The 23,398-nt window shown below is 67.5% G+C and carries 28 protein-coding genes and 1 other RNA gene; 13 read left to right on the forward strand and 16 right to left on the reverse strand.

Going from position 1 to position 23,398, the window contains the following annotated elements:
* Positions 1 to 8: 8 nt before the first annotated feature.
* The 4 genes from B3E43_RS06520 to B3E43_RS06535 all read left to right on the forward strand — a co-directional run bounded on the left by B3E43_RS06520 (position 9) and on the right by B3E43_RS06535 (position 3,036).
* A complete protein-coding gene (locus tag B3E43_RS06520; protein ID WP_292027743.1) occupies positions 9 to 899 on the forward strand; it encodes an SPFH domain-containing protein in 891 nt (296 codons plus the stop codon).
* A 28-nt stretch (positions 900 to 927) separates the two neighbouring features.
* A complete protein-coding gene (locus B3E43_RS06525; RefSeq protein ID WP_292027745.1) occupies positions 928 to 1,083 on the forward strand; it encodes a hypothetical protein in 156 nt (51 codons plus the stop codon).
* 133 nt (positions 1,084 to 1,216) lie between these two features.
* Positions 1,217 to 2,464 carry a glycosyltransferase gene (locus B3E43_RS06530; RefSeq protein WP_292028126.1) on the forward strand — a complete coding sequence of 416 codons (1,248 nt, stop codon included), beginning with the start codon at positions 1,217 to 1,219 and terminating at the stop codon, positions 2,462 to 2,464.
* Positions 2,465 to 2,520: 56 nt separating this feature from the next.
* The gene (locus B3E43_RS06535) at positions 2,521 to 3,036 is read left to right on the forward strand and encodes a SixA phosphatase family protein (RefSeq protein WP_292027747.1); all 516 of its coding nucleotides are present in this window, start codon (positions 2,521 to 2,523) and stop codon (positions 3,034 to 3,036) included.
* A gap of 96 nt (positions 3,037 to 3,132) precedes the next feature.
* Here B3E43_RS06535 and parE read toward each other — a convergent pair whose 3' ends face one another.
* The 4 genes from parE to B3E43_RS06555 form a co-directional block, all read right to left on the reverse strand.
* Positions 3,133 to 5,244, reverse strand: coding sequence for a DNA topoisomerase IV subunit B (parE, locus tag B3E43_RS06540; protein WP_298701950.1), 2,112 nt, complete (start codon positions 5,242 to 5,244; stop codon positions 3,133 to 3,135).
* A complete protein-coding gene (locus B3E43_RS06545; protein WP_292027751.1) occupies positions 5,210 to 6,562 on the reverse strand; it encodes an O-antigen ligase family protein in 1,353 nt (450 codons plus the stop codon). The genes parE and B3E43_RS06545 overlap by 35 nt, the downstream gene beginning before the upstream one ends.
* Positions 6,563 to 6,668: 106 nt before the next feature.
* Positions 6,669 to 7,124, reverse strand: coding sequence for a hypothetical protein (locus B3E43_RS06550; protein ID WP_292027754.1), 456 nt, complete (start codon positions 7,122 to 7,124; stop codon positions 6,669 to 6,671).
* Positions 7,125 to 7,270: 146 nt separating this feature from the next.
* Positions 7,271 to 9,607 carry an ATP-dependent helicase gene (locus B3E43_RS06555; RefSeq protein ID WP_292027755.1) on the reverse strand — a complete coding sequence of 779 codons (2,337 nt, stop codon included), beginning with the start codon at positions 9,605 to 9,607 and terminating at the stop codon, positions 7,271 to 7,273.
* A 119-nt stretch (positions 9,608 to 9,726) separates the two neighbouring features.
* Here B3E43_RS06555 and B3E43_RS06560 point away from each other — a divergent pair, with 119 nt between their 5' ends.
* Both B3E43_RS06560 and B3E43_RS06565 read left to right on the forward strand, forming a co-directional pair.
* Entirely contained in the window at positions 9,727 to 9,927 is a 201-nt protein-coding gene (locus tag B3E43_RS06560) for a hypothetical protein (protein ID WP_292027757.1), read from the forward strand.
* 3 nt (positions 9,928 to 9,930) lie between these two features.
* Positions 9,931 to 10,248, forward strand: coding sequence for a hypothetical protein (locus B3E43_RS06565; RefSeq protein ID WP_292027759.1), 318 nt, complete (start codon positions 9,931 to 9,933; stop codon positions 10,246 to 10,248).
* Positions 10,249 to 10,251: 3 nt separating this feature from the next.
* Here the strand turns inward: B3E43_RS06565 and B3E43_RS06570 are convergent, their stop codons facing one another.
* Positions 10,252 to 10,974 (reverse strand): SIMPL domain-containing protein, encoded by a 723-nt coding sequence (locus B3E43_RS06570; protein ID WP_292027761.1) that lies wholly within the window; start codon positions 10,972 to 10,974, stop codon positions 10,252 to 10,254.
* A 48-nt stretch (positions 10,975 to 11,022) separates the two neighbouring features.
* On the reverse strand, positions 11,023 to 11,259 hold the full coding sequence (locus B3E43_RS06575; RefSeq protein WP_292027763.1) for a ribbon-helix-helix domain-containing protein: 237 nt from the start codon (positions 11,257 to 11,259) through the stop codon (positions 11,023 to 11,025).
* Positions 11,260 to 11,370: 111 nt separating this feature from the next.
* Here B3E43_RS06575 and B3E43_RS06580 point away from each other — a divergent pair, with 111 nt between their 5' ends.
* Together B3E43_RS06580 and B3E43_RS06585 are read left to right on the forward strand one after the other, a co-directional pair.
* Positions 11,371 to 12,126 (forward strand): Coq4 family protein, encoded by a 756-nt coding sequence (locus B3E43_RS06580; RefSeq protein ID WP_292027765.1) that lies wholly within the window; start codon positions 11,371 to 11,373, stop codon positions 12,124 to 12,126.
* A 90-nt stretch (positions 12,127 to 12,216) separates the two neighbouring features.
* A complete protein-coding gene (locus tag B3E43_RS06585) occupies positions 12,217 to 13,158 on the forward strand; it encodes a DMT family transporter (RefSeq protein ID WP_292028128.1) in 942 nt (313 codons plus the stop codon).
* On the opposite strand, the gene B3E43_RS06590 is transcribed toward B3E43_RS06585, so the two are convergent.
* Positions 13,155 to 13,319 carry a hypothetical protein gene (locus B3E43_RS06590; protein ID WP_292027767.1) on the reverse strand — a complete coding sequence of 55 codons (165 nt, stop codon included), beginning with the start codon at positions 13,317 to 13,319 and terminating at the stop codon, positions 13,155 to 13,157. The genes B3E43_RS06585 and B3E43_RS06590 overlap by 4 nt on opposite strands.
* Complete coding sequence (locus B3E43_RS06595; protein ID WP_292027769.1) at positions 13,312 to 13,497, reverse strand: DUF4169 family protein; 186 nt, start codon at positions 13,495 to 13,497, stop codon at positions 13,312 to 13,314. Before B3E43_RS06595 ends, B3E43_RS06590 begins: the two co-directional genes overlap by 8 nt.
* Before the next feature lie 75 nt (positions 13,498 to 13,572).
* On the opposite strand from B3E43_RS06595, the gene B3E43_RS06600 reads away from it, so the two are divergent.
* Together B3E43_RS06600 and B3E43_RS06605 are read left to right on the forward strand one after the other, a co-directional pair.
* Complete coding sequence (locus B3E43_RS06600; protein WP_292027771.1) at positions 13,573 to 13,812, forward strand: DUF2171 domain-containing protein; 240 nt, start codon at positions 13,573 to 13,575, stop codon at positions 13,810 to 13,812.
* Positions 13,813 to 13,953: 141 nt separating this feature from the next.
* The gene (locus B3E43_RS06605) at positions 13,954 to 14,352 is read left to right on the forward strand and encodes a YccF domain-containing protein (protein ID WP_292027772.1); all 399 of its coding nucleotides are present in this window, start codon (positions 13,954 to 13,956) and stop codon (positions 14,350 to 14,352) included.
* A 56-nt stretch (positions 14,353 to 14,408) separates the two neighbouring features.
* On the opposite strand, the gene fumC is transcribed toward B3E43_RS06605, so the two are convergent.
* Positions 14,409 to 15,800, reverse strand: a complete 1,392-nt coding sequence (gene fumC, locus B3E43_RS06610; protein WP_292027774.1) for a class II fumarate hydratase — start codon at positions 15,798 to 15,800, stop codon at positions 14,409 to 14,411.
* Positions 15,801 to 15,883: 83 nt separating this feature from the next.
* Between fumC and B3E43_RS06615 the strand changes: the two genes are divergently transcribed.
* Positions 15,884 to 16,501 carry a peptidylprolyl isomerase gene (locus tag B3E43_RS06615; protein ID WP_292027775.1) on the forward strand — a complete coding sequence of 206 codons (618 nt, stop codon included), beginning with the start codon at positions 15,884 to 15,886 and terminating at the stop codon, positions 16,499 to 16,501.
* Positions 16,498 to 16,869, forward strand: a complete 372-nt coding sequence (locus B3E43_RS06620; protein ID WP_292027776.1) for a RusA family crossover junction endodeoxyribonuclease — start codon at positions 16,498 to 16,500, stop codon at positions 16,867 to 16,869. The genes B3E43_RS06615 and B3E43_RS06620 overlap by 4 nt, the downstream gene beginning before the upstream one ends.
* Here B3E43_RS06620 and B3E43_RS06625 read toward each other — a convergent pair.
* The 7 genes from B3E43_RS06625 to miaA all read right to left on the reverse strand — a co-directional run bounded on the left by B3E43_RS06625 (position 16,845) and on the right by miaA (position 22,113).
* A complete protein-coding gene (locus B3E43_RS06625) occupies positions 16,845 to 17,249 on the reverse strand; it encodes a GFA family protein (RefSeq protein ID WP_292027779.1) in 405 nt (134 codons plus the stop codon). The two genes, B3E43_RS06620 and B3E43_RS06625, sit on opposite strands and share 25 nt — an antisense overlap.
* 62 nt (positions 17,250 to 17,311) lie before the next feature.
* Positions 17,312 to 18,073: a C13 family peptidase gene (locus B3E43_RS06630; RefSeq protein WP_292027780.1), complete on the reverse strand. Its 762-nt coding sequence runs from the start codon at positions 18,071 to 18,073 to the stop codon at positions 17,312 to 17,314.
* Between the two features lie 59 nt (positions 18,074 to 18,132).
* Positions 18,133 to 18,624: an SspB family protein gene (locus B3E43_RS06635; protein ID WP_292027781.1), complete on the reverse strand. Its 492-nt coding sequence runs from the start codon at positions 18,622 to 18,624 to the stop codon at positions 18,133 to 18,135.
* A 157-nt stretch (positions 18,625 to 18,781) separates the two neighbouring features.
* Positions 18,782 to 19,149: a transfer-messenger RNA gene (gene ssrA, locus B3E43_RS06640) on the reverse strand.
* Between the two features lie 29 nt (positions 19,150 to 19,178).
* On the reverse strand, positions 19,179 to 19,850 hold the full coding sequence (locus tag B3E43_RS06645; RefSeq protein ID WP_292027782.1) for a potassium channel family protein: 672 nt from the start codon (positions 19,848 to 19,850) through the stop codon (positions 19,179 to 19,181).
* The gene (locus tag B3E43_RS06650) at positions 19,843 to 21,177 is read right to left on the reverse strand and encodes a TrkH family potassium uptake protein (RefSeq protein WP_292027783.1); all 1,335 of its coding nucleotides are present in this window, start codon (positions 21,175 to 21,177) and stop codon (positions 19,843 to 19,845) included. The genes B3E43_RS06645 and B3E43_RS06650 overlap by 8 nt, the downstream gene beginning before the upstream one ends.
* A gap of 63 nt (positions 21,178 to 21,240) precedes the next feature.
* Positions 21,241 to 22,113: a tRNA (adenosine(37)-N6)-dimethylallyltransferase MiaA gene (gene miaA, locus B3E43_RS06655; RefSeq protein WP_292027785.1), complete on the reverse strand. Its 873-nt coding sequence runs from the start codon at positions 22,111 to 22,113 to the stop codon at positions 21,241 to 21,243.
* Positions 22,114 to 22,198: 85 nt separating this feature from the next.
* On the opposite strand from miaA, the gene B3E43_RS06660 reads away from it, so the two are divergent.
* Complete coding sequence (locus B3E43_RS06660; protein WP_292027786.1) at positions 22,199 to 23,266, forward strand: Mrp/NBP35 family ATP-binding protein; 1,068 nt, start codon at positions 22,199 to 22,201, stop codon at positions 23,264 to 23,266.
* Positions 23,267 to 23,398 lie beyond the last annotated feature (132 nt).

Consider the following 23,398-nt stretch of genomic DNA (forward strand, 5'->3'; position numbering starts at 1 on the left):
AGGCAGAGATGACCAACGCACACTCCAGATCTACCGAACGCCCGGCCAGCACGGCCAACGGCATCCTGATGCTGCTGGTCGGCTTGCTGCTGATGATCGCCGGGCCCGCCAGCGTGGCCCAGGACCCCGAGTCCACCCTGCGCGTGGTGGCCGGGGTCGGCGCCGCGGTCATCGGCCTGCTGCTGGTCTGCGGACTCTATTCGCTTCAGCCGAACGAGGGCATGGCCATCATGCTGTTCGGCGCCTACCGCGGCACCGACCGCAAGACCGGCCTGCGCTGGGTCCTGCCCTGGTACAGCCGCAAGAAAATCTCCCTGCGGGTCCGCAACCTGACCAGCGACAAGCTGAAAGTGAACGACAAGCGCGGGAGCCCGATCGAGATCGCCGCCAACGTCGTCTGGCGCGTCCAGGATTCGGCCCAGGCCCTGTTCGATGTTGATGACTATCAGGCCTTCGTGAACATCCAGGTGGACACGGCCCTGCGCGATATCGCCTCCCACTACGCCTACGATCACGGGGACGAGACCGATGTGCCCGAACTGACCCTGCGCGCGGACGCCGAGGACGTCGCCGGGCGGCTGCGCGAGGAGCTGGTGGGCAGGGTCAGCGTCGCGGGTGTCGCTGTCGACGAGGCCCGCCTGGCCCACCTCGCCTACGCCCCGGAAATCGCCGGCGCCATGCTCAAGCGCCAGCAGGCCGAGGCGGTGCTTTCCGCCCGCCGTCTGATCGTCAAGGGCGCCGTCGGCATGGTCGAAAGCGCTCTGGCCGACCTGAACGAGCGCGGCGTCGTCGAACTCGACGAGGACCGCAAGGCGGCCATGGTCTCCAACCTCCTGGTCGTCCTGTGCGCCGATCGCGAGGCCCAGCCTGTGGTCAACACAGGCACGCTGTACGGCTGACATGGCTCGAACCCGGAAGCCCTTTCTCATGCGGGCCTCTTCGGGGGTGATGGCGGCGGTCGAGCGATTGGCCGCCGCCGAGCTGCGCTCGGTCAACGCCCAGGTCGAATGCCTGCTCCGGGAAGCCCTCGCCAGACGCGGGATTTCCACCTCGGAAGACGCTCCGCCGACGGACAGCGCTTGAGCTTCGCCGTCGTCGGCGTTACGGGCCGCACATGGTGAAGTCGCATATGTCCAAGGTCCGGAAGGCCCGTCGCATCCAGCGGCGGGTCCGACGGGTCGGCGCATCCAGTATCAGCGCCACCGAGCGGGAGCTTATGACCCTGGCCGGGCTTGAGGTGCAGGAAGGCGAGCTGCGCCTTTTCCCTGGCTGGGACGAGGAGGTCTCGGAGACCCTGGCGGCGACCAAGGCCGCCGGCGAGGACGGCCGCCCACGGCTGGTCGACACCACCATGCTCTATGCGCCGCGCTCCGGCGGGGTGAAACGCTATCTGCTCTCCAAGAAGGCCTGGCTGGAGGCCAATCGTCCCGGCGTGGCCCATTCGCTGGTCGTGCCCGGCGCCCACCACAAGGCCGGCGACGACGGCATCGTACAGCTTCACGCGACCAAGCTCCCGTTCGGCGACGGTTACCGCTGGCCGACCTCGGTGAGCCGGTGGGCTGCCTGGGTCGCATCGCTGAACCCTGCCATCATCGAGGCGGGCGATCCCTATACGCCGGGGCAGGGAGCGCTCGCCGCCGGCCAGCGCGCCGGCTGCCCGGTCGTCGGCTTCTGTCACTCAGACCCGGCGGGGCTCGCCGCCCTGCATTTCGGCGAATGGGCCAAGAAGCCGGTCGAGAAGCGCTGGGCCCGGCTGTTCGGCCAGTTCGACCGGGTGGTTTCGCCCAGCCGCTACATCGCCCGCCGGCTCGAGGAGGCCGGCGTCGGCAATATCGTCATCCGGCCGCTGGGGGTCGAGATCGACACCTTCCGCCCCGACCGCGGCGACCGCGACTGGCTGCTGAAGAAGCTGAACCTGCCGGCGTCGGCGCGGCTGCTGTGCTTCGCGGGCCGTCCGGCGCGGGAAAAGAACATCGACGTCCTGATCCAGGCCGTTCAGGCCCTGGGCGCGCCCTACCACCTGATCCTGGTGGGCGCCGGCGCCGGAATGCCGGCGGAGGAGCGCGTCATCTCCCTGCCGTACGAGGCCAATCCCAAGGCGGTGGCGAAGATCATCGCCAGCTGTGACGCCTTCGTCCACGCCAATGACAAGGAGCCCTTCGGCCTCATCGTGCTCGAAGCCATGGCCTGCGGCCGCCCGGTCGTCGGGGTCAACGCCGGCGGGGTGAAGGAGACGGTCGACGACACCGTCGGCCAGCTGGCGAAGAGCGCCGATCCGCGCCACTATGCGGCGGCGATCGAGGCCCTGTTCGCCCGCGATATCGAAGCCCTGGGCCTGGCTGCCCGCCAACGCACCGTCGAACGCTTCGCCTGGAACCGGGTCTTCGAGGATCTCAGCTCCGTCTATGCCGAGGTCAGCGGCGAGCCGGCCTTCGCCCGGCCTGGCGAGTGGAAGGCGCACTGACCGCTCGACAGGCGCCGCGCCGCCCGCCAGTCTGGGCCGAAAGAGGATCCGGGATGATGAGACGCCTTCTGTTCGCCACCGCCCTGTCGATGCTGACCGCCGGTTCAGCCCTGGCCCAGACGGTCATCCTGGTCCGCCACGCCGAGAAGGTCGACGCCAGCGCCGATCCGGTCCTGTCCGAGACGGGCCAGCGTCGCGCGGTCGACCTCGCCGTCGTGCTCAGCGACGCCGACCTGACCCATGTCTTCACCTCGCCGCTCCAGCGCACCGTGTTGACAGCCCGGCTGGCGGCGGAGGCGCATGCGATCGACCCGGAAGTGATCTCGTTCGAAGGCGGGACGGAGGCCCACGTCCGCAGGGTGGCAGACCGCATTCGCGCCTTGCCCGAAAACGCCGTGGTTCTGGTCGTCGGACACAGCAATACCGTCCCGCTCATCGCCGGCGCGCTGGGCGAAACCGGCGCCTCGGAGATGGCAGACTGCGAGTATGACCGGCTGACCGTGATCTCCGTCGAGGATGACGGCGACTCGCCCGCCGTGATCGGCCGTTACGGGGCGCCGGCGAACTGCTGAGCCAGTCAGCAAGCTGCTCCAGCCGGCAAGGGTGGCTTGCCTCCTGTCATCCCCACGAAGTGACGCGGAGATCGGGGTCGTCAGCGATAAGGCGTCCTAAACGTCCAGATCGGCCACCGCGAACTGGGCGTTGTCCTGAATGAACTGGAACCGGGCTTCGGCCTTCTTGCCCATCAGCCGCTCCACCAGGTCCTCGATCTCGTCCTCGGAGGCCGGCACCGTGACACGCGCCAGGGTGCGCTTCTTCGGGTCCATGGTGGTCTCCTTGAGCTGGGAGGCCATCATCTCGCCCAGACCCTTGAACCGCCCGATCTCGACCTTCTTGCCCTTGAACACCGTGGCCAGCAGCTCGTCGCGGTGGGCGTCGTCGCGGGCGTATTCCGACAGCGGCCCGGCGCTGATCCGGTAGAGCGGGGGCAGGGCCATGAACAGCCGGCCCTGCCGGATGGTCTCGGGCATCGACCGGTAGAAGAAGGTGATCAGCAGGGCCGCGATATGGGCGCCGTCCACGTCGGCGTCGGTCATGATGACGATGCGCTCATAGCGCAGGTCTTCGATATTGAACCGGCTGCCCGGCTGGACGCCGAGCGCCAGGGCCAGGTCGGACAGTTCGATATTGGCCCGCAGCTTGTCGGCCGTGGCCGAGGCGACGTTCAAGATCTTGCCGCGCAGGGGCAGGATGGCCTGGGTGGTGCGGTCGCGCGCCTGTTTGGCCGAGCCGCCGGCCGAGTCGCCCTCGACGATGAACAGTTCGGTGCCGTTGGCGGACTGGCGCGAACAGTCCGACAGCTTGCCGGGCAGGCGCAGCTTGCGCGTGGCCTGGGCCCGCTGGACCTCCTTGTCCTTGCGCCGCTTCAGCCGGTCCTCGGCCCGCTCGATGACGAAGCCCAGCAGGGTGTTGGCCTGTTTCGGACTCTCGGTCAGCCAGTGATCCAGCGGGTCGCGCATCAGCTGTTCGACCAGCCGCTGGGCGTCGGGGGAGGAGAGGCGGTCCTTGGTCTGCCCCTGAAATTCGGGGTTGCGCACGAAGACGCTGATCAGCGCCCCGGCGTTGGCGATGACGTCCTCGGCCGTGATCAGCCCCGCGCGCTTCTCATTGGTGAGTTCGCCATAGGCCTTGAGGCCCTTGACCAGCGCCGCGCGGAAACCGGCCTCATGCGTGCCGCCGTCGGGCGTCGAGACGGTGTTGCAGTAGGATGAGACAAAGCCGTCGGCCTCGCCGAAACCGATCGGCGACCAGGTCACGGCCCATTCGACGGCTCCGGCCTCGCCCTTGCGTTCGACCCGGCCGGCGAAGGCCGGCGTCACGGTCTCGAGCTCGCCGATCCGCTCGGACAGGGCGTCGGCCAAGCCGTTGGGGAAGTGGAAGACGGCCTCGGTCGCCGTCTGATCGGTGATCCGCTCGGACGCGCAGGTCCAGCGGATCTCGACGCCGCGGAACAGATAGGCCTTGGACCTCGCCATGCGGAACAGGCGGGCGGGCTTGAAGGCCGCCCCGACGCCGAAAATCTCCTCGTCCGGCTTGAACCGGATCAGGGTGCCCTTCTTCCTGGAGGGCTGGACCTGGACGATGGAGCCCAGCGGCAGGCCGCGGCTGAAGGACTGTTTCCACTCGAAGCCGTCGCGCCAGACGGTCACGTCGAGCCGCTCGCTCAGGGCGTTGACGACCGAGACGCCGACGCCGTGCAAACCGCCTGAGGTTTCATAGGCTTTACCGGAGAACTTCCCGCCCGAATGGAGGACGGTCATGACCACTTCCAGCGCCGACTTGCCCGGATGTTTCGGGTGCGGATCGACCGGAATGCCACGTCCGTCGTCCTTGACCGACAGCCAGCCCTCGGCGTCCAGATCGACGGTGATCAGCTTCGCATGGCGGGCGACGGCCTCGTCCATGGCGTTGTCCAGCACCTCGGCGAACAGGTGGTGCAGGGCCCGCTCGTCGGTGCCGCCGATATACATGCCGGGGCGTTTGCGGACCGGCTCCAGCCCCTCCAGCACTTCGATCGAGGAGGCGGAATAGTTGCCGGCCAGCGGCGGCGCGGACGGGGCGGCGTGAGCGGCGCGCACGGGGTCCGGCTCCGGCCGGGGGGCGACAGCCTGCGGCGTCAGGGCCGGGTCGGGCATGGATGTGGCTGGAACAGGCGTCGGCGCCGGGCCTTGCGGCTCGGGCAGATCATCGAACAGGGAAGGCGCGGCGTTGGGACCCATGCGGATACTGTGAGACGATTCGGGGACCGGTCTGGTAGGCCCGGCGGCGCTTCTCCACAAGCGGGGCGGGGGCCGCGGACGGCGACGGCAGCATCGCCCGCGTCATGGCCGCCATGAACAGCACCCACGGAAGACCCTGGTGCGCCATCAGGATGCTCTCCGACAGGCTCAGCACGAAGAAGGCGGCCAGGAAGCCCAGGCCCCACCAACCTTCGCGCAGGCCCGATCCCATGCAACGCAGCACGGCGAGCAGGGCCGTCCCGGCCATCAGGGAGCCGACCAGCACAGCACCCGGCCAGCCCAGCTGGACCAGCAGGTCGATCCAGCCATTGTGCGCCGACGGCACAATCCAGCCGGTCTCCTTGCGCACCCAGTCGGCGGGCGGCGACTCCCCGATCCGGCCCCAGAAGGCGCCGTAGCCGTAGCCGGTCCACGGCCGGTCGGCGACCTTGCGCATCAGGCTGTCCCAGATGTCCGTGCGACCGGTCAGCGACGGATCCTTGCCCAGCGCCTCCAGCACCGCCACCGAATGGGTGTCCCAGATCCAGACGCCCAGACCCGCCAGCACAACCGCGCACCAGATGGCGATGACGGAAAAGGCCGCGCCGCCGCGCCTCAGGGACCAGAATCCGCCGATAAGGCCCAGCCCCACCATCAGACACAGCAGGGAGGTCTTGGATTGGGTCGCCAGCACGAGGCCGCTGGACAGGACCAGCGCCACGGCCGGCAGCAGTCGGCGCGGATCGGGTGAGGCCAGACAGGCGGCGGCGGCGATTGCGCCGATCACCATGACCGCCCCCATCTGGTTCTTCTCGTACCAGAGGCCGCGCCACAGGCCGGCGTTGTCCAACTGATGGACGCCGATGGACGGGAAGGCGACGACCATGACCAGACTGCCGAGCGCCATGAACAGCGCGGTATGCATCAGCAACCGCGGCAGATGCGGCCCCCGGAAGACGGCTCCCAGATACAGGGCGAAACCGCAACTGATGGCCAGGGCGATGACACGGCGCATGGTGGTGGCGAAATCGATCGACCAGTAGCGCGAGGCGAAGGCCAGGCCGACGATGGCGGCGATGGCGATCATCGCCGGCCACGCCCGCCACAGCCGGTCGATCCGGAACAGAAGCAGGCCGACGATGGCCGCATAGGCCGGCAACCACACCAGCCGCAGCACCGGCGTCTCTTCCTGCAGGGGCGCGAACACCGGCCCGATCAGGGCCCCGGTCAGCATGGCGATGATCACGCCGCAGATCACCCGCTCCCAGATGCTGGGGGCGGGCTCGGTCAGGACCTCGTCTGGACGGGATTCGCGCACGCGCCCAAGGTCGGGCAACGGACTTAACGAAGGGTTGGGAACGCTTTCTGTTGCCTGAGCGGCGGAGCAGATGCCGTCCCACACAAGCGACCGGTGGCGCTGAATTCTAGTGGTATCCGCCCATCGGATTGCGACCGATAGGGTGCGCAGCCACAGCTTCGGCAAGTTTCTTGTACGAAGCGTCGGCGTTCTTTAGCGGCTCAGCAAAGAACGCCTTGGGCAGAGATGACGTCGTGAGAAACAGATGTTCCGCTTGGCGTAGAAATACCAAGGCCAAGTCAGCGCTCGCTCTCGCGGCTACTAGATGGATGCGGAACGTAATCGGCATCTCTAGGCTAACAATTTGGGCAAGGTCCGCTTGGGTTGCCCTGACGCCACTCGCGATATGCTCAGCAGTGTGAGCATTGAATTTTCCGGCACCAGCAATGTGATGGGCAGAGGAGAAATAGGCGCAAAGTTCTTGGGCGGAGGCCATGAGGGATAGAACGGTAAGCGCTTGGCGGTCTCGAAGCGATTTCCTGCCGTGAAGAATGGGCACATAAACCGCAATCAGTGCGCTCACCAAAATTGCCAACACGCTACCGACTGCCTGCGTCCATGCAGCCGCGACCATTGAGTCAATCGGGCGCAACTCGAAGCGGGAGAGAGCCGGCGTACACGCGACGAGGGCGACTAGACCAACCCATGTGATAAGCGGCCAATGTCGCATCACGTCTTCTCCACAAACGTATCGATTACCTTCTTCTCCCCCGCCTTCTCGAAGTCGATCACCAGCTTGTTGCCCTCAATCAACCGGACCGCGCCGTAGCCGAATTTCTGGTGAAACACGCGTTCCCCCTTCGACCAGTCGCCGCCCGACTTCGGGTCGGCGGTGGCGACCAGCCGGCCGTCCCCTTCGATCAGCGCATGCCGCGCCGGTTTGGCCGCTGGACTGCGTCCGGCCGTGAAGGACTGCGCCCGTTTCCAGCCGGGCGAGGCGTACCCCGCCCCGAACGTCGGCATCTCGTCCCACCGGCTCTTGGCGTCCTTCATGCCGGGGGTGACGCCGTAGTAGCCGGTGTCGCTCTCGGCCTCGACGTGGTCGATCGGCAGTTCGTCGACGAACCGGCTCGGCAGCTGCGAGGTCCAGCGGCCGTAGACCAGCCGGTTGGCGGCGAAGCTGATCCGCGCGTCCGACTTGGCCCGGGTGACGCCGACATAGGCGAGGCGGCGTTCCTCCTCGAGGCCCTTTTCGCCCTTCTCGTCGATGCTGCGCTGGCTGGGGAAGACGCCTTCCTCCCAGCCCGGCAGGAAGACCAGCGGGAACTCCAGCCCCTTGGCCCCGTGCAGCGTCATGATCTGCACCGAGTCCGCGCTCTCGCCGCGGTCGAGGTCCATGACCAGCGAGACGTGCTCCAGATAGGCGGGCAGGGTCTCGAACTGCTGCATCGATTGCGTCAGTTCCTTGAGGTTATCCAGCCGCGTCTGGCCGGTCGCCCGGTCGGCCTTCTGCATGTCGGTGTAGCCGCTCTCTTCGAGCACCGTCTCCGTCAGTTCCCAGTGGGTCGTAGTCTGGGCGAAGCTCCGCCAGCGGTCGATGTCGCGCACGAAGTTCGACAGGGCCGTCCGCGTCCGCGCCTGCAGTTCGTCCGAGGTGATCAGGTCACGCACCGCGCTCATCGCCGAGACGCCGGACAGCCGCGCGATCTGCAGCACCTTCTGCACGCTGGTGTCGCCGATGCCGCGCTTGGGAACATTGACGATCCGCTCGAAGGCCAGGTCGTCGTCTTCGGACAGGATCAGCCGCAGATAGGCGTGAGCGTCCCGGATCTCGGCCCGCTCGAAGAAGCGCGGCCCGCCGATGACGGTGTAGGGCACGGCCAGCAGGACGAACCGCTCCTCGAACGCCCGCATCTGGAACGAGGCGCGCACCAGCACCGCCATGTCCTTGTAGGGCGTACCGGCCCGCCGCGCCGTCTCGATCTCGTCGGCGACCAGCCGCGCCTCGGCCTCGCCGTCCCAGACCCCGCGCACCTTGACCTTGTCGCCGCTGGAATCCTCGGTCCACAGCGTCTTGCCCAGCCGGTCGCGGTTGGCGGCGATCAGGCCCGATGCAGCACCCAGAATATGCTGCGTGGACCGGTAGTTACGCTCCAGTCTTACGACCTTGGCGCCGGGGAAATCACGCTCGAACCGGAGGATGTTGTCGACCTCGGCCCCGCGCCAACCATAGATCGACTGGTCGTCGTCGCCGACGCAGCAGACGTTGCCGGTCGAGGCCGTGAGCAGCCGCAGCCAGAGGTACTGGGCGACATTGGTATCCTGATATTCATCGACCAGGATGTAGCGGAATCGACGGCGATATTCCTCCGCGATATCCGCATGTTTCGACAGGATGGTCAGGTTGTGCAGCAACAGGTCGCCGAAGTCGCAGGCGTTCAGGCTGACCAGCCGCGCCTGATAGGCGGCGTACAGCGAATGCCCCTTGCCGTTGGCGAAATCCTCGGACGGCGGCAGTTTTTCCGGCGTCCAGCCGCGGTTCTTCCAGTGGTCGATCAGCCCGTTCAGCGACTTGGGCGTCCAGCGTTTGGTGTCCAGCCCTTCGGCCTCCAGCACCTGTTTGCAGACCCGCTCCTGGTCGTCGGTGTCCAGAATGGTGAAGGTCGACTTCAGCCCGACCAGTTCGGCATGCCGCCGCAGGATCTGCGCCGCCACCGAGTGGAAGGTGCCCAGCCAGCGCAGCCCCTCGGCCGACGGCCCGATCAGATGGGTGATCCGCTCGCGCATCTCGCGCGCGGCCTTGTTGGTGAAGGTGACGACCAGCAGTTCCCACGGCCGCGCCCGTCCGGTGGCCAGTATGTGCGCCAACCGCGTGGTCAGCACCCGCGTCTTGCCCGTCCCGGCCCCGGCCAGCACCAGCACCGGCCCGTCCACGGTCTCAACCGCCTCGCGCTGTTCCGGATTCAGCCCGGCCAGATAGTCGACGGCCGGCGCCTCGACGCCGCCGGGACCTCGCGAACGAGCCAGGTCGGAAATGCGGGGCGCGGGCGCGTCTGGGAGACTCATTGGGAGAACATAAGGGGCACGAAGGCCGATGTCAGCGCCTGCCTGCCGCCGGCCTCACGGAACCGGCAAGCGTCGCCGTCGTTTCCGCAGCATCGACAGACTGGGGAAGGGACTATTTCATGACCGACAACAATACGAACAACAGCGGTGGCGGCGGCAACGCCGGCCTGGCCTTCATCGTCGGCGGCATCGTCGTCGTTCTCGCCATCGTGGCCTATTTTGTCCTCGCCCGCGGCGGCATGGCCCCGGAGAGCAAGGCCATCGATGTCGACGTCAATCTGCCCGAGGTGTCCGCCCCGGCCGTTCCGACGGTGAACTGAGCCATGACCGATCCCAACATTCCTCCGCCCGAGCGGCCTGAGGTCGTTCATCACACCACGATCAACAATCCGCCCAAGAGCGGTGGCGGCGGCAGCTGGATCGCCCTGCTCGTGGGCGGTCTGGTGGTGGTCGTCATCATCATCGCTGTGGTCGTCTTCTCGAATCGCGGCGCGATCGAAGCGCCCGACGGCACGGACATCTCGGTCGATATCGACCTGCCGCGTGCGGAACTGCCGGATGCGCCGAAGATGCCGGACCTGCCGGATGTGCCGCCCGTCAATCCGCCGGTCATGCCGCCCGAGCCGGCGCCTGCGACCTGAGCGTCAGCGTAGCTGGTAGCTGACCGTCGCGACGACACGGACCCGCTTGTCGAGCGATGTCGACTCGCTGTCGATGTCCTCGCGGGCGAGGATTTCGAACGAGCCTTGGGTCGCCTGACGGATCGGGCCCAGCGGCGCGCCGGAGTCCTTGGCGAACTGCTCGGCGCCGGATCGCGCCGAGGCAGTCGCCTCGGCGATCATGGACGGCCGCACCTCGTTCAGCTTGGTGAAGACATAGGTCGGGGCGGCGAAATCCAGCTGGACCCCCTCGCGCACCAGATCGTTCAGCGCCCGTTCCGTCTGGGCGACGCGCTGGACGTCGGTCGTCCGCACCGTCACGCCCTGGCTCAGGATGTATCGCACCACATTGTCGGTCGAGCCGTATTCGCGGGCCCGGGTGTCCGTCACCTGCAGCCGGCCGATGGTGATGTGCTCGGCCGGATAGCCCTGCCGCGTCAGGAAGGCCCGCACCAGCGCCAGATCACGATCGATCTGCGCCTGGGCGACCGGGAGGTCGTCGTTCGCCGCCTTGAAACTGAGGGTCAGGACGGCGAGGTCCGCCACCACATTGCGCTCGGCCACGCCGCGCACCGTGACCTGCCGGTTGCCGACCTGGGCATTGACCACGCCGGAGCCGATGAAGGCTCCGGCGCCGATCAATCCGATGGCGATCAGCCCTCCGAACAGGGTGGGCGGAATGAGGGTCTTGTCGATCTTGTCGAGCACGGCGGTTTTCCTTCTGGAAACCCGACCATGCGCCAACCCTGACGGCTGTCAATCGGTCGAATCCTGTTCGATGAAAGATCGGTCGCCGCCCGTCCACGACAGGGCGAGTAGCCGGCAGGCCGAGGCGAGGGGGGTCCGCCCGCGGCGCTCGTCGATCCGCTTCATCAGCCCGGCGTGTGACAGGCCGCCGGCCGCCGCGACCGCGTCCAGAACCGCCCAGAATTCGGCCTCCAGCGCCACCGAGGTGGCGTGACCGGACAGGGAGACGGAGCGCTTCTTCAACATGGCCCGAACCATAGCCCCGGCCCCGGCCAGACCGCCATGGGGTGCGACGTGAACACCGTTCACTTGTGGGCCCATCGGGGGTATTCTGTCGGAGACCAACAGGGCTCGTCCATGACCGTCACCGCCGATTTCGACAAGTTCGACCGACTGCGTCCGCAGCGCCTCGAGCCGCTCAAGGCCTTCCGGGCTTTCCGGCGCCTGGTCCGGAACAAGGAAGACACCGCCCAGGTGTTCGAGATCATGCGGGCCCTGTCGGGGCGTTCCATCGGCCGCGGCTACAATCGCATGCTGAAGACCATGGAGGGCGGCCGGCAGGCCTTCCTGCGCGAGGAACTGGCGCACAAGCTGGACGATCCCGTCTGGCTCGCCCGCTTCGGGCCGGGCACCCTGGGCGCCGCCTATCGCGAATTCCGCGAGGCCCGCGGCTTCACCGCCGAGGGACTGGCCGACGAGGCCCGCAAGGTCGCTCCGCTGGTCGACGCCCAGCACCCCGTGATCTGGTATTCGCGCCGCATCCGCGACGTCCACGACATCTGGCATGTGCTGACCGGCTACGGCACCGATGCTCTGGGAGAGGCCTGCGTGGTCTCCTTCTCCTACGCCCAGACCCGCAATCTCGGCTTCGCCTTCATCGGCTGGGGCGCGGCCCGCGAGATCCAGCGCGAGGTCCGCTCGATCCCCGCCCGCCGCGCGGCCTGGCAGGCGTACCGCAACGGCAAGGCGGCGCGCTGGCTGCCGGCGCTCGACTATGAAGCCCTGTTCGAAGAGCCGCTTGAGGCCGTGCGCGCCCGTCTTAACATCCGCCCGGCCGATGTCTATCAGGCTGTGCCGGGCGAGGTCCGCGCCGGGCTGAAACTACGTGGCTGATAGGGGCTTTCGGCCGGCATAAGTCCGGCTTGTGTCACCCGGCTGAAAACCCGGCTTGCGTCGCCGCAGGGCATCCGCCACTTGCCGTGGGTGACCTCCCCGGAAATTGTTCCTCCCGTCGCCCGTCCGCCCCTTTCGCGGACTACCCTGCTGGGCATCGGCGGGGTGATCATCTGCGCCGTCATCTGGGGCACGACCTGGTACGCCATCACCCTCCAGCTCGGAACCGTGGCGCCCCTGGCCTCCATCGTCTGGCGTTTCGGTCTGGCCTCCGCCCTGCTGTTCCTCGGCTGTGTGGTCGCCCGCCAGAAGCTGTGGCTGACCCGGGCCCAGCATCTGGCAGCCCTGGGGCAGGGGGCCTTCGCCTTCTCGATCAGCTACAGCTTCACCTATGCGTCCGAGACCCACGTGGCCTCGGCCATCGTCGCCGTTACTTTCGCGTCCCTGACCTTCATCAACCTGGTTCTGTTCCGTCTGGCCGCCGGCCAGAAGGCGGCCGCCGCCTCTTGGGGCGGGGCCGTCCTCGGCGTGGTGGGTGTCGTGGTCCTGTCGGGCGGCGAGGTGCTCAGCGCGGGATTTGATCGCGAGGCGGCCCTCGGCGTCGGCCTGGCGCTGATCGCGACCACCGCCTCGGCCTTCGGCAATTTCTTCGCCTGGAAGGGTCAGAACCACGGCTCGACGGCCATTCCATCAACCGCCTGGGCCATGGCCTATGGCACGGGCCTGCTGGCGATCTACGGCCTGGTCACGGGCGTCGAGTTCACCATCGACCCTACCTTCACCTATGTCGGATCGCTGCTCTATCTTTCGGTGTTCGGATCGGTGATCGCCTTCGGCCTGTATTTCACCATCGCGCGGATGATCGGCTACGCCATGGCCAGCTACGTTTCGGCCCTGACCCCGCCCATCGCCATGCTGGTCTCCGTCCTGTTCGAGGGCGCGCATTTCGGCTGGACGGCCTTGGCCGGGCTGGTGCTGGTGCTGTCAGGCCAGGCCCTGATGATCCGCGCGCCGAAGGTCGTCGCGACCTAGCCGAACCAGCCGCGCTTCTTCTTCTTCGGCTTCCCGACGGGCGCCGCCTGGTCGTCGCCCTTGCCCTTGCTCTCGGCCTCCCGCCGTTTGCGTTCGGCGGTTACGCGCATCGCGACAAGCATCGGGATCAGTCCGTGCCGGTTGTGCGGCATATCACCCATCTCGGTCCTCCAGCTTCGATCCATCCAGAAGGCGGGCGGCCCGCTCGCGTTCCGTTTCTGTGCGGGTTCGGTCAGCCTTGGATCGGCCGTGAGCGGCGCGGTTTGCCGCCGCTGCCGCCCTGGCTCCGGCCTTCGCCCGATCCTTGCGCACCCGGTTCAGATTGACGACCTCGCCCATGCCGATCTCCGCAGTATGCAACCCGACGCGCGGTCAGGCGGTTTTCCTCGCCAGTCTGAACCGGCAGGAGCCTCCATGGTAGACCCGACTCAAATCCGCGAACACCTCGAAGTCGTCGGCTCCGACGGCGAGCACGTCGGTCGCGTCGATCACGTCATCGGCGACCGGATCGAACTGGCCAGGCTCGACCTCGTCGGCGGATTCAAGCACCACATGATCCCGGTCAGCTGGGTCCATCACGTCGACGGGCATGTGCATCTCAATGTGACGAAGGACGAGGCCAAGGCGCGCTGGACGGAGAAGCACCAGGCCTGAAGCCGCGAGCCGCCGCGCGGCGAGCATGGGCAATCAAGGCTGGCCGGCTTACCGCGAATTCACGAAGGCCCTGCTGATATCGGCGGGGGCTTTGCCTATGTAGGACGCTGCGTCCGCGTCGGGCGCCTGGAGACGATTGCCTTGATCCGCCTGATCCTGAACTTGCTGTGGTTCATCTTCGGAGGCTGGATTTCCGGCCTGCTCTGGCTGTTCGGCGGCGCCATCCTGGCCCTGACCATCGTCGGCCTGCCCTGGACCTTCGCCGCCTGGCGGATCGCCAGCTATTCGTTCTGGCCATTCGGTCGTGAGGTGGTCTGGCGCGACGAATTGGGCGCCCATGATGTCGGCACGGGACCGGTGGGCCTCGTCCTGAACATCATCTGGTTCATATTCGCAGGCTGGTACATCGCCCTGTCGCACCTGCTGATCGCGGTGGCGGAGTTCGTGACCATCATCGGCATCCCCTTCGCCCTGAAGGATCTGGAGCTGGCCAAACTGGCCCTCGCGCCGATCGGCCGGACGATCCGGGACAAGCCCTGAATCAAAAACGCCGGCCTTCGCAGGAAGGCCGGCGTTGATTGACGGTGCCGGGACGATCACCCCGGCGAGATCATCTTCTCGGGCCGCACCGCCTCGTCGAACTCGGCGTCGGTCAGATAGCCGCCGCCGACGGCTTCCTCGCGCAGGGTGGTGCCGTTCTTGTGCGCCGTCTTGGCGATCTTGGCGCAGGCGTCATAGCCGAGTTTGCCGTTCAGGGCCGTGACCAGCATCAGCGAGTTGTCCAGCCCGCGCTTGATGTTGTCCTCGCGCGGCTCGATTCCGACCACGCAGTTGTCGGTGAAGGACACCGCCGCATCAGCCATCAGCCGCACCGACTGCAGGAAGTTGTAGGCCATCACCGGATTGAAGACGTTCAGCTCGAAATGCCCCTGCGAGCCGGCGAAGGTCACCGCCGCGTGGTTGCCGAACACCTGGACACAGACTTGTGTCAGCGCCTCCGACTGGGTCGGATTGACCTTGCCCGGCATTATCGAAGACCCCGGCTCGTTCTCCGGCAGGGCCAGTTCGCCCAGACCCGACCGCGGGCCCGATCCCAGGAAGCGGATGTCGTTGGCGATCTTGAACAGGCTGGCGGCCACGGTGTTGATGGCCCCGTGGCTGAACACCATGGCGTCATGGGCCGCCAGGGCCTCGAACTTGTTCGGCGCCGTGGTGAAGGCCAGGCCGGTGATGGCGGCGATCCGCTCGGCGACCTGTTCGGCGAACCCGATCGGCGCGTTCAGCCCGGTGCCGACGGCGGTGCCGCCCTGGGCCAGTTCCATGAGTTTCGGCAGGGTCAGTTCGATCCGCTCGATGCCGTTGGCGACCTGCTGGGCATAGCCGCCGAACTCCTGACCGAGGGTCAGGGGCGTGGCGTCCTGGGTATGGGTCCGGCCGATCTTGATGATGTGGTCCCAGGCCTTCGCCTTCGCATCGAGCGCGGTGTGCAGATGCTTCAGCGCCGGGATCAGGTCGTTGACGACCTGTTCGGCGCAGGCCACGTGCATGGCGGTGGGGAAGGTGTCGTTCGACGACTGGCTCATGTTGACGTGGTCGTTCGGGTGGACCGGCTTCTTGGAGCCCATCTCCCCGCCCAGCATCTCGATCGCGCGGTTCGAGATCACCTCGTTGGCGTTCATGTTCGACTGGGTGCCCGAACCGGTCTGCCAGACCACCAGCGGGAAATGGTCGTTCAGCTTGCCTTCGATGACCTCGTTGGCCGCGGCGACAATGGTCTCGCCCAGTTTCGGGTCCAGCTTGCCCAGCGCCATGTTTGTCTCGGCCGCCGCCCGCTTGACGATGCCCAGCGCCCGCACGATCGGCAGGGGCTGTTTCTCCCAGCCGATTTTGAAGTTCCCCAGCGACCGCTGCGCCTGGGCGCCCCAGTAGCGGTCAGCGGCGACCTCGATGGGGCCGAAGGTGTCGGTTTCGGTGCGGTGTCCAGACATGCGGGGCGGGCTCTCGAAAGCGTGGCGGGAGGATGCGCGGCGGTGTAGCACGGGCAGGCTAGGGGACAAGGCGGAGGACGGCGATGCGAACGATGATGGCGGCAGCGGTGCTGGCGCTCCTCGGCCTGACGGCCTGCGCCACCACGACCAGCGCGCAGGATTCGCCCCGCGTGGTCATCGAGACCGACGCCGGCCGGATGGTCGTCGAACTGGACCTGGTCCGCGCGCCGCTCTCGACCTGCAACTTCCTCAGCTATGTCACCGACGGCGACTATGACGGCGGCCGCTTCTTCCGCACGGTCGTCCGGGCGACCAACGCCAATCCCAACCCGATCGACGTCATCCAGGCCGCCACCCCGCGCGGCGCTGACGACGACCAGCGCCCGCCGGTCACGCTCGAGCGCACCCGCGACACCGGGTTGAGCCATGTCGCCGGGACGATTTCCATGGCCCGCGATGGCCCCGACACGGCGACCTCCAGCTTCTTCATCGTGACGCACGACACGCCGGCGCTGGATTTCGGCGGCGGCCGCAATCCGGACGGTCAGGGCTTCGCCGCCTTCGGCCGGGTGGTCGAGGGCCTCGATGTCGCCCGTCGCATCCAGATGTCACCCGCGAACGCCGAGGAGCGGCTGACCCCGCCCGTGGCTATCCGCTCGACAAGAATCGAGGGCCATGTCCCGCCCGAGTGCCATCCGTGACGGCAGGCTGGATCGGCACGGGCAAGGTCCGCGCCCGCGAGACCGGCGCGGCGGTCGAACTGACCATCGACGGCCTGACCACCCAGGCCAAATACTACAAGCCGCTGGTCTATGAGTTCATGCGCAAGGAGTGGACCTCGCGCCCGTCCTACGGCGACTACACGGTCGAGATCCTGATGGAGCACATCGGAGATCCGCCGTGGATGGACCTCGACAATCTGGCCAAGGCCCTGCTGGACGCCATCAAGGGCTATCTGTTCCACGACGACGCCCAGGTCGCCCGCCTGCTGGTCGAACGCCGCGAGGGCGAGCGCGAGCGGATCACCATCCGCGTCTTCCCGCGTCAGCCTTCGGGCGGCGCGGGATAGCGTTCGAACGACGGCAGCCGGTGCGCCCCGGCCATCCAGCCGATCCGCTCGGCGGTCTGGATCTGCATCTGCAGGGGCAGGGCGTCCGGATCGTCGAGGGTGGCGCTCTGCACGTCGGTCATGCCCGGGAAGACGACCTCGCTGGTATAGAACAGGCCCGTCCCGCACTGACCGCAGAAATATCGCCGGCCATGGTCGGAAGACTCATACATCCGGGTCTCGCCGGTGATGGCGATCTGGTCGGTCGCGACCATGGCCCAGGCCACCGCCGGCGCGCCGCTGGCCTTCCGGCAGTCGGTGCAGTGACACAGGGAATGGTGGGCGATGTCGCCGGACATCTGATAGCGGACCGCGCCGCAGTGGCATCCTCCGGACAGCATGGCGTTCTTCCTGTCAGGCCTGCGTGTTCTGTATATGTTCTTGCCTGACTGCGCCGGTCCGGTCAAGCCGGAGGACGCGTGAACCTCAGCGTCGGCAGCCGCAGCTGCATCTCCGCTCCAACGAACAACTGCGGCTCCGACGCCGGACTGACCCCGCGCTCGGTCTCCTTGCGCGCCACGCAGGCCCGGGCCCCCGCGGCGAGCGCGAGGAAGTCGGTCGCGGTCGGCAGGGTCTCGATGATGCAGCCGTCAAACCACGGATAGGTGTCGTCGGCGCTGCATCCGAATGAGGTCCGCTCGCGGCTGGCGGCCGTCAGCACCATCCGGTTCGGCGCGGACAGGGCGTTGACGAAGATGCCGGAATAGCAGGCCGAGACGATCACCACCGTCGGCCGCGCGCCGCAGGTCGCACGGACCAGATTGGCCATCATATCGGGCGTCATCCGCGGCTCGTTTCCGAACACCATCGCCGTCGGTACGCCATGCGAGGTGAAATACAGAAGACAGCCCCCTGTGCCTCGCACCGCCGCCGCGTTCAGCCCGTCGATCACATCCGAGGCCGTGGTCGGCTCCGCGACGTCGGGCCTGAGGCTGTAGTCGACCATGTTGGCGCGCGGAAAGCCGGCGTCGAGGAAGCCCCTCACCAGATCGCGTCGGGCGTTGTCGAAGGCCTGGATCGGCCGGTCAGCCCCATCCCGCCAATCGGCCGCGACGATCGCCGTGGTCCAGTTGGCGAACCGGCTGGACGGCGCGGCCGTCTGGGCCTGCGCTGACGCCGCGAACCCCAGAAGGGCCATCAGAACAACGATCAGCCCCCGACCCATGCGCTCCTCCAGGCTCAAGCCGGGACGAGATTATCGAAAGGCGCGGTGAGGGAAAGGGCCTACTTCTTACGGAACTGGTCCAGCGACACCACCTTGGGTCCGTCGTCGTCGCCGGCCGGCGGCGGCGTGCGGTCGGGTTCGGCGGCGGCGACCTCAGGGGCGATATCCTCGACCGTGCTCGGCGCCTCGAACTGCAGCAGGAACTGGACCGACGGATCATAGAAGCGGGTCACGGCGGTGTAGGGCATGGCCAGCACCTTGGGCATGCCGCCGAATTTCAGCATGACCGAAAACTTCGTCGGCTCGACCTTCAGGTCCCAGTACTGGTGCTGGAGCACCACCGTCATTTCGTCGGGGTATTTGGCCAGGATGTCCGGCGGCACGCTGACGCCCGGCGCGCGGGTCTTGAACGTCACATAGAAATGGTGCGCCCCCGGGATGCCGTCGGGCAGGGCGGCCCGTTCCAGCGCCGAGCGGATGACGCCGCGCAGGGCGTCCTGCGCCAGCTGCTCATAGTGCATCTCGTCGACGGGGGGCGTCTCTTCGGCCATGGGTCGCCTCGGCTGTTCGCGCGAACTGATAGCTGTGCGCGAGCGCTGGCGGAAGGCGCCAAGATGGTGAAATCGAAGATAGGAAAAGTGCCAGGGGTTCTGTTGGCAGGCCCCCCACATCTTCCAAAAGAAAGAGGAGGGCGCGTCACTGGAGGTAGGTGGAGGGCTTCTGTTGGCAGGCGCCCTCCGGGCCCCGCCCCGGGAACTGATCCCCGAGGACTTAAGTGTTCGAAATCAACCGAACCGCATTACGCGGCGAGGCGGACTTCTCCAGCGAAGTTATCGTTCGCAGTTAGAAAATGGCCCGATACGGTGGGCCAGGACGGGCGAAAGCAGTCTTCTTTACACGTCCGTCGATGCTAGTCGGCCCCATGCTCGCTCCGCCGATAACGCGGGGAAGAAATGGTGGAGCCGCCGGGAATCGCACCCGGGTCCGGTCCGCTTATTACAAGCGCGTTTATCGCCATAGTCCGGGCGAACCCGGACAGGGCGAATATAGGCGTTCCCGGTACGGCTTCCAAGGCCCTGTCGATTTCACCCGTTCAGCGGCGCCGTCAGGGCAGGGCCGCGAATTGCTCGACCTTTCCGGTCGGACCCGAGACGATCAGCAGATCGCCTTCGACCACCAGCGTATCCGGCTTTGCATAGGTGAAGTCCTGACGCGGCCGTTTGACGCCGACCACGGTGATCCCGTGACGCGTCCGCAGCGCCGATTCCGCCAGGGTCTTGTCCAGGGCTTCACGCGGCGGGCGGGTCTTCACGATGGCGAAGTCATCGTCGAACTCGATGAAGTCGATCATCTTGCCGGTGACCAGATGGGCGACGCGCTCGCCCATGGCGGCCTCGGGATAGACGACGTGGTGCGCCCCGGTCTTTTCGAGAATCTTGCCGTGGTTCGTGGTGACCGCCTTGGCCCAGATGTCGGGCACGCCGAGTTCGCTCAACGCCAGAACGGTCAGGACGCTGGCCTCGATATCAGAGCCGATGGCGACGACCGCGTGAAGAAAATCGGCTGCGCCCAGCTTGCGCAGGGCCTCGATATTCCGGCTGTCCGCCTGGACGACGTGCCTCAGCTGGTCGGACCAGCTCTGGACCAGGGCCAGGTCCTCATCGATCGCGAGGACGTCATGGCCAAGGCGTGACAGGCTCTGCGCCACGGCCCCGCCGAACCGACCCAGGCCGATGACGACGACACTGTTCGGGCTTGTTTTGCGTGATCTAGCCAACGATGGGGCGCTCCTGCGGGTAGCGATAGGGGACGTGGCGAGCCCGCAGCGCCAACGCCGCGGCTACGGTGATGGTGCCGACCCGTCCGACGAACATCAGGGCGATCAGGATCGACTGCGCCGCGGGCGGCAGATCGGCGGTGATGCCGGTGCTCAGCCCGACCGTCGCGAAGGCGGAGATCACCTCGAACAGAACGCGGTCGAGCGGCAGCGTGGTCATCGAAAGGATAGCGAGGGTGGCCAGGCCGACAAGACCGACGGCCATGAGCACGACTGCCAGCGCCTGGCGCTGCACATCGGGACAGATGCGCCGCTGGAAGACGGTCACGTCGGCGCGTCCCCGGATCTCGGCCCAGACGACGACACCCAGCAACAGGAAGGTTGTCACCTTGATGCCGCCGGCGGTGCCGGCGCTGCCGCCGCCAATCAGCATCAGACCGTCGGTGAACAACAGGGTCTCCGGGCGCATTTGACCGACATCCACGGCGTTGAAGCCTGCGGTCCTGCTCATCACCGAATGGGTGAAGGCGTTCAGGACCTTTCCGGCCGTCGGCATGTCGCCGATTGTGGCGGTGTTGTTCCATTCGGCGACCAGCACGGCCAGGAACCCCGCGATCAACAGGCCGATGGTGCCGAAGACGGTAAGGCGCGCGTGGATCGACCAGCGGTCCGGCTTTCGCCATTCCGACTGGAGCTCGTTGATCACCGGAAAGCCCAGGCCGCTGACGATAATCGCGATGGACAAGGGCAGGAGAATGAACGGGTCGAGCGCGAAGCGGACGAGGCTGTCGGAATAGGTCGAGAAGCCGGCGTTGTTGAAGGCAGAGACGGCATGAAACAGCCCGTTCCAGATCGCCGTATTCAAGGGCTCGTCATAGGCCGTGTGCAGACGCACGATGATTACGACTGCGACGATCGCCTCGGACAGGATCGTCACGCCCAGAACGGTGCGCAGGACGCTCTTTACGTCGCCAAGGCTGAGGCTCTTGGTCTCGGCCTGCACGACCAGCCGTCGCCCCAGCTGCAGGCGTCGGAAGATCATCAGGCCGAGGAGGGTCGCTCCGGCCATGATGCCGAAGCCGCCAACCTGGAACAGGGCCATGATCACCCCCTGTCCGAACGGCGACCAGTAGGTGGCGGTGTCGACGACGATCAGCCCGGTGACGCAGACCGCCGAGGTGGCGGTGAACACCGCCGTCAGGAACGGCGCAATCTGTCCGTCAGCGCTGGAAAACGGCAGCAGCAGCAGGATCGTGCCGACGACGATGGTCGCCAGGAAGGCCAGGGGGATGATCCGCTCGGGATGATCCAGAATGGGTCGTCGCAAGGCTTGGCCTCCGCAATGGCGGGCGGATTATACCCGATCGGCCCGGGAGGGAAGTGCGGGCGATCAGCCCACCCGGGTCCATCCCGGCGTCTGGTTCCGGAACCAGGTCAGCTGGCGTTTGGCGTAGTTGCGGGTCGCCTGCCGCGTCGCCTCGACGGCGGCCGCAAGCGAGGTCTCGCCCGCCAGATGGGCGGCGAATTCGCGCACGCCGACGGCCTTCATCGCGGGCAGGGCTGGGTCCAGTCTGCGTGCGACCAAGGCCCGCACCTCGTCCAGCGCTCCGGCCTCGACCATCTGCGCAACCCGCCGGTCGCAGTTGGCGTACAGGGCCTCGCGCTCCGGCTCGATCACCAGCCCGGTCCAGGATCCGGGCGTCAGCAGGGGGGTGGTGTCCGCCGTCCAGTCGCTGAGCGCCCGCCCGGTGTGCCGCGCCACGGCCCAGGCCCGGGTCAGCCGCTGGCGGTCCCCGGCCTCGATCCGCGCCTCCGCCGCCGGGTCGACCTCAGCCAGGCGACGCCGGAACGCCGCCTCGCCGTCCGCGTCAAACGCAATACCGGCCGCGTCCCGCACCTCGAGCGGCACGTCCGGAATATCCGCCAGCCCCGTGGTCAGGGCCGTGAAATACAGCCCGGTCCCGCCGACCAGCAGCGCGGGCCGTCCCTCGGCCGCCAGTTCGGCCAGCACCGGCATGACCGCCCGGCTCCAGCGCCCGACCGACCAGGCGTCGGCGGCATCGGCGACGCCGTACAGCCGGTGCTCGGCCATCGCCTCTTCCTCGACCGTAGGCCGGGCGCTCAGCGCCCGCAGGTCGGCGTACAGTTGCTGGCTGTCGGCGTTGACGATCACCGCCCCGGACCCCACCGCCATCTCCAGGGCGCGCCGCGACTTGCCCGATGCGGTCGGGCCGGCCAGCAGGGTGATCAGGGGCTCGGACAAGGGGCGCTCGGATTTTCGACCGGACAGGCGGGGGCGTTCGGCGATAGAACGCACAACCCGACCCGGCAACCCATCAGGAACGCCCGTGCCCGACCGCGAAACCGTCCTCGCCGCCCTCGACGCCGTCATCGACCCGAAGAGCGGGCAGGGGCTTGTCGCCGCCGGTCTGGTCCAGGGACTGGTCGTGGCCGACGACCGGGCCGGCTTCGCGCTCGAGGTGGCGGCGTCCGACGCCCCCCTCTACGCCCCGGTCCGCGACGCCGCCGAGGCCGCGCTGAAAGCCGTTCCGGGCATGGTCAAGGTCGCCGTCGTCCTGACCGCCGAGGCCCTGAAGGTCTCCGCACCGCGCCGCGCCTCCCTCTCGCCCCAGGCCGTCGACCAGGGTCGCCCGAAAGCGCCGGTCGCCACCGCCCGGCCTGCCCACGTTCGCCGCGTTCTCGCCGTGGCCAGCGGCAAGGGCGGGGTCGGCAAGTCGACCGTGGCGGTCAACCTCGCCGCCGCCTTCGCCGCTCGCGGCCTGTCCGTGGGTGTGCTCGACGCCGACGTCTACGGCCCCTCGATCCCGACCATGCTCGGCCTCTCGGGCGCGCCGGACTATGTCGACAACCAGATCACCCCCCACGTCGCCCACGGCCTGAAGACCATGTCGGTGGGTCTGCTGACCAAGGCCACTGACGCCATGATCTGGCGCGGCCCCATGGCCTCCCAGGCCCTGACCCAGATGCTGACCCAGACCCGCTGGGGGACGGAGGACACGCCGCTCGACATTCTTGTTGTCGACCTGCCGCCCGGCACCGGCGACGTCCAGTTGACCCTGGTGCAGAAGACCCCGCTGGACGGCGCGGTCATCGTCTCGACCCCGCAGGAAGTCGCGTTGGCCGACGCCCGACGCGCCCACAAGCTGTTTGAAAAGGTCGAGACTCCGACCCTGGGCCTGATCGAGAACATGACCGGCGCCGTGTTCGGCCGCGGGGGGGGCGAGGCCGAGGCGGGGCGTCTGGGCATCCCCTACCTCGGCGACCTGCCGCTGGATGCCGCCCTGCGCGAAGGCGGCGACGCCGGTGTGCCGGTCGTGGTCAGCGATCCGGAGGGCGAGATCGCAGGCCGGTTCGCGGGTTTTGCCGAAGCCCTGGCGAAAAAACTCGGCCTGTAGGGTTTTCAAACGCAACCCTAACCGCCACCTTGCGTGTTCCAGTCACCTGAGAACCGCCCATGTCCGTCGACGCCCTGTTCCGTCCCTTCCAGGTCAAGTCCCTGAAGATGCCCAACCGCATCGTCATGGCGC

The organism is Brevundimonas sp. UBA2416 (genome assembly GCF_002343105.1).
In the GTDB taxonomy this organism is placed as follows: Bacteria; Pseudomonadota; Alphaproteobacteria; order Caulobacterales; family Caulobacteraceae; genus Brevundimonas.

Coding starts and splice junctions, on each gene's coding strand:
- B3E43_RS06520 (WP_292027743.1), top strand. CDS start 9: ATGACCAACGCACACTCCAGATCTACCGAACGCCCGGCCAGCACGGCC.
- B3E43_RS06525 (WP_292027745.1), top strand. CDS start 928: ATGCGGGCCTCTTCGGGGGTGATGGCGGCGGTCGAGCGATTGGCCGCC.
- B3E43_RS06530 (WP_292028126.1), top strand. CDS start 1,217: ATGACCCTGGCCGGGCTTGAGGTGCAGGAAGGCGAGCTGCGCCTTTTC.
- B3E43_RS06535 (WP_292027747.1), top strand. CDS start 2,521: ATGAGACGCCTTCTGTTCGCCACCGCCCTGTCGATGCTGACCGCCGGT.
- parE (WP_298701950.1), bottom strand. CDS start 5,244: ATGGGTCCCAACGCCGCGCCTTCCCTGTTCGATGATCTGCCCGAGCCG.
- B3E43_RS06555 (WP_292027755.1), bottom strand. CDS start 9,607: ATGAGTCTCCCAGACGCGCCCGCGCCCCGCATTTCCGACCTGGCTCGT.
- B3E43_RS06560 (WP_292027757.1), top strand. CDS start 9,727: ATGACCGACAACAATACGAACAACAGCGGTGGCGGCGGCAACGCCGGC.
- B3E43_RS06565 (WP_292027759.1), top strand. CDS start 9,931: ATGACCGATCCCAACATTCCTCCGCCCGAGCGGCCTGAGGTCGTTCAT.
- B3E43_RS06575 (WP_292027763.1), bottom strand. CDS start 11,259: ATGTTGAAGAAGCGCTCCGTCTCCCTGTCCGGTCACGCCACCTCGGTG.
- B3E43_RS06580 (WP_292027765.1), top strand. CDS start 11,371: ATGACCGTCACCGCCGATTTCGACAAGTTCGACCGACTGCGTCCGCAG.
- B3E43_RS06590 (WP_292027767.1), bottom strand. CDS start 13,319: ATGGGTGATATGCCGCACAACCGGCACGGACTGATCCCGATGCTTGTC.
- B3E43_RS06595 (WP_292027769.1), bottom strand. CDS start 13,497: ATGGGCGAGGTCGTCAATCTGAACCGGGTGCGCAAGGATCGGGCGAAG.
- B3E43_RS06600 (WP_292027771.1), top strand. CDS start 13,573: ATGGTAGACCCGACTCAAATCCGCGAACACCTCGAAGTCGTCGGCTCC.
- fumC (WP_292027774.1), bottom strand. CDS start 15,800: ATGTCTGGACACCGCACCGAAACCGACACCTTCGGCCCCATCGAGGTC.
- B3E43_RS06615 (WP_292027775.1), top strand. CDS start 15,884: ATGCGAACGATGATGGCGGCAGCGGTGCTGGCGCTCCTCGGCCTGACG.
- B3E43_RS06625 (WP_292027779.1), bottom strand. CDS start 17,249: ATGCTGTCCGGAGGATGCCACTGCGGCGCGGTCCGCTATCAGATGTCC.
- B3E43_RS06630 (WP_292027780.1), bottom strand. CDS start 18,073: ATGGGTCGGGGGCTGATCGTTGTTCTGATGGCCCTTCTGGGGTTCGCG.
- B3E43_RS06635 (WP_292027781.1), bottom strand. CDS start 18,624: ATGGCCGAAGAGACGCCCCCCGTCGACGAGATGCACTATGAGCAGCTG.